The 4,998-nt window shown below is 48.7% G+C and carries 6 protein-coding genes; 2 read left to right on the top strand and 4 right to left on the bottom strand.

Going from position 1 to position 4,998, the window contains the following annotated elements:
- The 4 genes from PHU49_14500 to PHU49_14485 all read right to left on the bottom strand — a co-directional run.
- On the bottom strand, positions 1-368 hold a 368-nt coding region (locus PHU49_14500; protein ID MDD5245216.1), incomplete at its 3' end, for a TRAP transporter large permease subunit.
- On the bottom strand, positions 368-853 hold the full coding sequence (locus PHU49_14495; protein ID MDD5245215.1) for a TRAP transporter small permease: 486 nt from the start codon (positions 851-853) through the stop codon (positions 368-370). The genes PHU49_14495 and PHU49_14500, both read right to left, overlap by 1 nt.
- A gap of 21 nt (positions 854-874) precedes the next feature.
- Entirely contained in the window at positions 875-1,972 is a 1,098-nt protein-coding gene (locus tag PHU49_14490) for a C4-dicarboxylate TRAP transporter substrate-binding protein (protein MDD5245214.1), read from the bottom strand.
- A 175-nt stretch (positions 1,973-2,147) separates the two neighbouring features.
- Complete coding sequence (locus tag PHU49_14485) at positions 2,148-2,723, bottom strand: XRE family transcriptional regulator (protein ID MDD5245213.1); 576 nt, start codon at positions 2,721-2,723, stop codon at positions 2,148-2,150.
- A gap of 306 nt (positions 2,724-3,029) precedes the next feature.
- Here PHU49_14485 and PHU49_14480 point away from each other — a divergent pair, with 306 nt between their 5' ends.
- Positions 3,030-3,968: a MoxR family ATPase gene (locus tag PHU49_14480; protein ID MDD5245212.1), complete on the top strand. Its 939-nt coding sequence runs from the start codon at positions 3,030-3,032 to the stop codon at positions 3,966-3,968.
- Between the two features lie 9 nt (positions 3,969-3,977).
- A partial coding sequence (locus tag PHU49_14475) for a DUF58 domain-containing protein (protein MDD5245211.1) occupies positions 3,978-4,998 on the top strand: 1,021 nt, incomplete at its 3' end.

The following is a 4,998-nucleotide window of genomic DNA, read 5'->3' as shown; positions in this document are numbered from 1 at the left end:
GCTGCCACCATCCCCACACTCGAACCCGTGCAGGCTGCAAAACCCGCACAGGCAAATACAGTGGAAATGGCAAGCCCACCTGGTAAACGGCCAAACCATTTGTACCCGGTATCATAGAGGTCTTTTGTAATCCCGGCTACCCCTGCCAAACTTCCCATGAGCACGAAAAGCGGGATGAGTACAAGAGAATAAGAGGCAATGGAACTGAGGGGCAGAAGTTGCAGCGATGCCCAGGTTATGTCAGGGCCTGTGGTTATCAACAAACCAACTATACCCACCAGGGCCATACCAAAAGCGATAGGGATCCCCGCTGCCAGTAAAATAATCAGCGCAATCATTCCGATGACAGCAATATAGAGGGGATCCATCAGTTACTCCTTCCCGGCAGCGTAATTTTATTTTTGATTTCGTCAACAATATTCAAGACAAGCTGGAGACAAAGAGTGAAAGAACCAAAGGCAATCATAAACTTAACCGGCCACACAGGTAAAGGTAACGCACCCCACCTCACCTCCTGCATCTCCCAGGATTTCCAGAAGGCTATCGCCATTTGCCAGGTAATGACGATAAAGGTAGCCAATGAAAGTATGAGGGTGATGATCCTCAGGATACGCTGGAGACTGTCCGGGAGTTTCTGTGTCACCAGTTCAATGTGAATATGCCCCTTTTGGGACTGCACAAAGGCAATACCTGTAAAACAAAAGATAACTAGCAGATAGGAACTAATTTCCACGGTTCCAAGGATAGGCTTGTTAAACAGGTAACGGAAGAACACCTCTGCACTCATAAGAGCAAGTATCCCGAGGAGCACTATCCCGCTGAAAACACCCAGGTAATAAATAAATTTTCTCAAGAACGCCTCACAGGATAATTGTTATTTGAGAAAAGGACTTACATATTTATCCTTGGGTGTATATTTTTTAACAAGTTCCTGATATTTCTGAAGAGTTTCCTTTCCCGGTAAGCCCTTTGAAGCCATATCCTTCATCCAATCATCATAAATTGATGGTATTAGAATGGCCTTCCACTTTGCAACCTCATTAGCCGGCAATGAATAGATGTTACACTTTGCTTTCAGCAGGGTATCGGTAGTTTTTTTATGTAAATCAGCCTGCATTTTTATAGCCACATCAGGAAACTCCTGGTTCAGTTGAAGGGCAATCTTCTTGATATCATCAGGAAGCTTATTCCATGTATTCAAGTTCATAAAATAGCCTCCCGAGGCATAACAGCCCAAACCAGGATTTATAAGATTTTTTGCTGCCTCCTGCATTTTAAAGGCTGCAACCAGGTGATAGGGAAGGCCCGTAACTGCATCGATTGTCCCACGCTCAAGGGCTTCATATACCTCTGGTAGTGGCATTGCCACAGGTGTTGCTCCAAGCATCTTCATTGCTTTATTCATCAAACCCAGAGCCCTGATCTTCTTCCCCTTCAAGTCATCAAGTGTCTTTATTGGTTTTCTGGAGATCATTACTACTTCACTGGCGGGCCAGATGCTCATTAATTTGATGTTATTGTCTTTCATCATTTTTTGAAAGGGTGGAAATGTGTCGGCCATCTCGTTGTATGCTCTGGCTGAAACCCAGTTGGACTGTGTCTGGAAGAGAAGGTCCGCAACACCACTTAGCGCCATCTGCGTGGGAAAATATCCGGGAGCAAAAAACTGCACATCCGCTATGCCGCTTGAGACCGCAGGAAGACTATCCATGGTTTTCACCAATGCCTCTGCAAAGAAATACTGGACTTTAACCCTGCCGTTACTACGTTTTTCAAGCTCTGTGCCCCACCATTTTCCCAGCATTCCTTCCGTGCCTGTTTCCGGGAGGAAACTGGATAGTTTAAGCACTATTGGTTTTTCAGAAGCAGCATAAGAAGTTGAAGCAGCTACCGTTAGCCCGAATATGATGAATGCCAATATCAAGACGGCACCAGCGAACATACTCCACAAAGAAATAGGTCTGTATTTCATTTTGAACCTCCCATCTTTTATTTTTGTTGCTTTTTGCCTGCCTTCATTTCGGGCTTTTTCCCTATTGCAGCATCTACTCCCGATATGCCCGTTTCCATTTTGGAAACTGTATCCTTTATGAAAACATATTGTCAAGGTAAATTTTCTGCTAAAATGTTAATGGATTGGAACCGGACTATGATTGCTTCGGCGAATATAAAACTACTAAAACCTTTGCCCTTTTCTTGCCTATACTTCTGCCGTAGTGTGGGACAGAGGGGTCGAAATAAATGCTGTCGCCCTTTTCGAGTATATACGTCTTACCACCGTATACAAGTTCAAAAAGCCCCTCAAAGATATGCATAAATTCTTCACCATCATGGGTAAAGTGGCGCATCTTTTTGTCGAATGACGGCATGACAATAAATGGCTCCATGCTTTTACCATGTTTTTTATAGGCCAGGGATTCATAATAAAAGTCGCGTCCGTTTATCTTTGGATTAATGCCTTTTCTTTCTTTTGCTCGTACGATACACATTTTCATATTTCCGGGAGCCTTTGGTTTCGTATCCCCGGGTATAAGGAGAGCTATGTCAATGTCAAGGGCTTTGGCAATCTTTACCAGCGTAGAGAAAGGGGGTGCCTTGTGTGAGTTTTCTATTTTTGACAAATAACCTTTTGTCAGTCCGCTTCGCTTGGCCAACTGTCCCAATGACATCTGACGATTTAGTCGTACTTTCTTTATATTTTCTACTATCTTTTTTTCATCCATGGCAATTCGGTTCCCCCGTGGCGATAGCCTATGCCCGCCGGCTATTCTTGTCAATAGAATTGTACTTGGAGTTTTCTGAGTTTTGTTCTACTCCACCTCCTCCCAGAAACAGGGAACAGGCTGAAATAATAGTTTTGTATGGTTCATCTTGGTTGTATGGGTGTCCAGTGAAAACGATGGCTATTGCAATTCTCCTGTCGGAAAATTTGTTTAAGTATAGTCTATAATTTTTTACAATTGGCGGCATCTGTGCTATGCTCGTGATGGTTTTCATTTGTTTATCAAATTAATTCCGGAGAGCAAACCATGCATTACGATTTATGCAAAAAGATCATCGGGAACATCTCCCGCGTCATCATCGGCAAAGAAGATTCGATCGAACTGCTTATGGTGGCCCTGCTTGCCGACGGCCACGTATTGCTCGAAGACATTCCCGGCGTCGGAAAGACGCTCATTGCAAAATCACTCGCGAAGAGCATCGGGGCATCTTTTAAAAGGGTCCAGTTCACGCCGGACCTCCTGCCTTCCGATATTACGGGATTCAATGTTTATGATCAGCAAAGGGGTGAGTTCGTGTTTCAGTCCGGGCCCGTCATGACACACGTACTCCTCGCCGACGAGATCAACCGCACCATCCCACGGACGCAGTCAAGCCTCCTTGAGAGCATGGAAGAGAGGCAGGTCACGGTAGATGGCAGGACATACCCTCTGCCTCATCCCTTTTTCGTAATGGCTACCCAGAACCCCATCGACCTCGAAGGTACCTTTCCCTTGCCGGAAGCGCAGCTCGACCGCTTTCTCCTGCGCGTTCACCTGGGCTACCCCGGACAGGATGAAGAGGTGGCCATCCTGAAACGTTTCCAGGAGAATGACCCTCTGTTGGAACTGAATGCCGTGGCAGCCCCGGAAGAGGTTTCCCGGCTGCAGGAGGTCCGCAGGGGCGTGCATGTCTCCGACCCTGTCAGGAAGTATATCACCGACATAGTGAGGGCTACCCGCGACAACCCTTCCTGTCATCTTGGCGCCAGCCCCAGGGGCTCTCTCGGACTCATGCGTGCCGGGCAGGCAATGGCAATACTCAGACAGCGCGAATACGTACTCCCCGATGATATCAAATACCTCGCGTTTTCCGTGCTCTCACACCGCCTGATCCTCCACGAAGAGATCAGGCTCCAGGGGAAAACACAGGAACATGTGGTGAGGGAGATCATAGAAACCATGCCTGTGCCCGCTGCGACTGAATAAACATTTACCATGGAAGCGATAAGCCGCCGAGTATCCAGCATCTTCATTACCTTCCCGACGCTTTTTCTGGGAACGCTGCTTCTCATCACCGCCCTTTTATACAAGCAGAGGGACCTTTCAGTACTGTTGCTGCTCATCCTCACCGTGGCAGGCGCCGCCAAACTGTGGGCAACAATAGGCCGCAGCGGCATCGAATGCCGCGCGGCGATCAATACGAACAAGGTCTTTCCTGAAGGCGGGCTTGACCTTGGGCTTACGGTAAAGAACAACACCTCACTTCCCCTGTGGTGCCAACTGGATATTCCTCTCAACGGTCTGCGCCGCCGCACGTTCGACGATGCGGCCACAGCCCTCATGGGGGAGGCCAGCCTGCTCTGGCACGGCAGCGGCCGCTTTCAATGGGAGTTGACGGCCCCGCACCGGGGGGTTTTTCGTGTAGGCCCGATCCACCTCACGTGCGGCGACCTTTTCGGTTTTTTCCCGAAAGAGCGGAAGATCGAAGACACCCTCGAGATCGTCGTCTATCCAAGGCTCGTCCCTCTCAAGCCTTTTTCCATCACCAGGCGGGATTTTTTCGGCATCCCCGGAGATGAAAGCCCTGTACGCGATCCCGTGTATATACTCGGCACCCATGATTACCAGCACGGACGTCCCGCAAGGTTCATCCACTGGAAGGCAAGCGCGCGCCGTCATGTCCTTCAGGAAAAGGTCTTTGAACCAACGGAACAGGAGAAGGTGCTTTTTATCGTAGGAGTGGAAGGGTTTGCCAGGTCCGGGGCCTCTTATGAATTTGAGCGCAGTCTCGAAGCGGTCGCGTCGCTGGCCGTCTCGTTCGACAAGCAGGGTATAGCTATGGGGTTCGCGACAGATGCCGTCCTGACGGGAAAAACAGCTCCCGCAAGGTCCGTTAAAAGAGACCCGGGACACCTGCAGGCGATCCTGGAAACGCTGGCGCGCAGCAGTATGGAAAAAGGGCAGGACCTGCTGCAAGGGTTCAAACAAAACGCCAACCTTCCCTTCGGGGTCACAT

This window comes from Syntrophorhabdaceae bacterium (genome assembly GCA_028713955.1).
Taxonomy (GTDB): Bacteria; Desulfobacterota; Syntrophorhabdia; order Syntrophorhabdales; family Syntrophorhabdaceae; genus UBA5609.
This window is presented reverse-complemented; position numbering and strand designations above follow the sequence as displayed.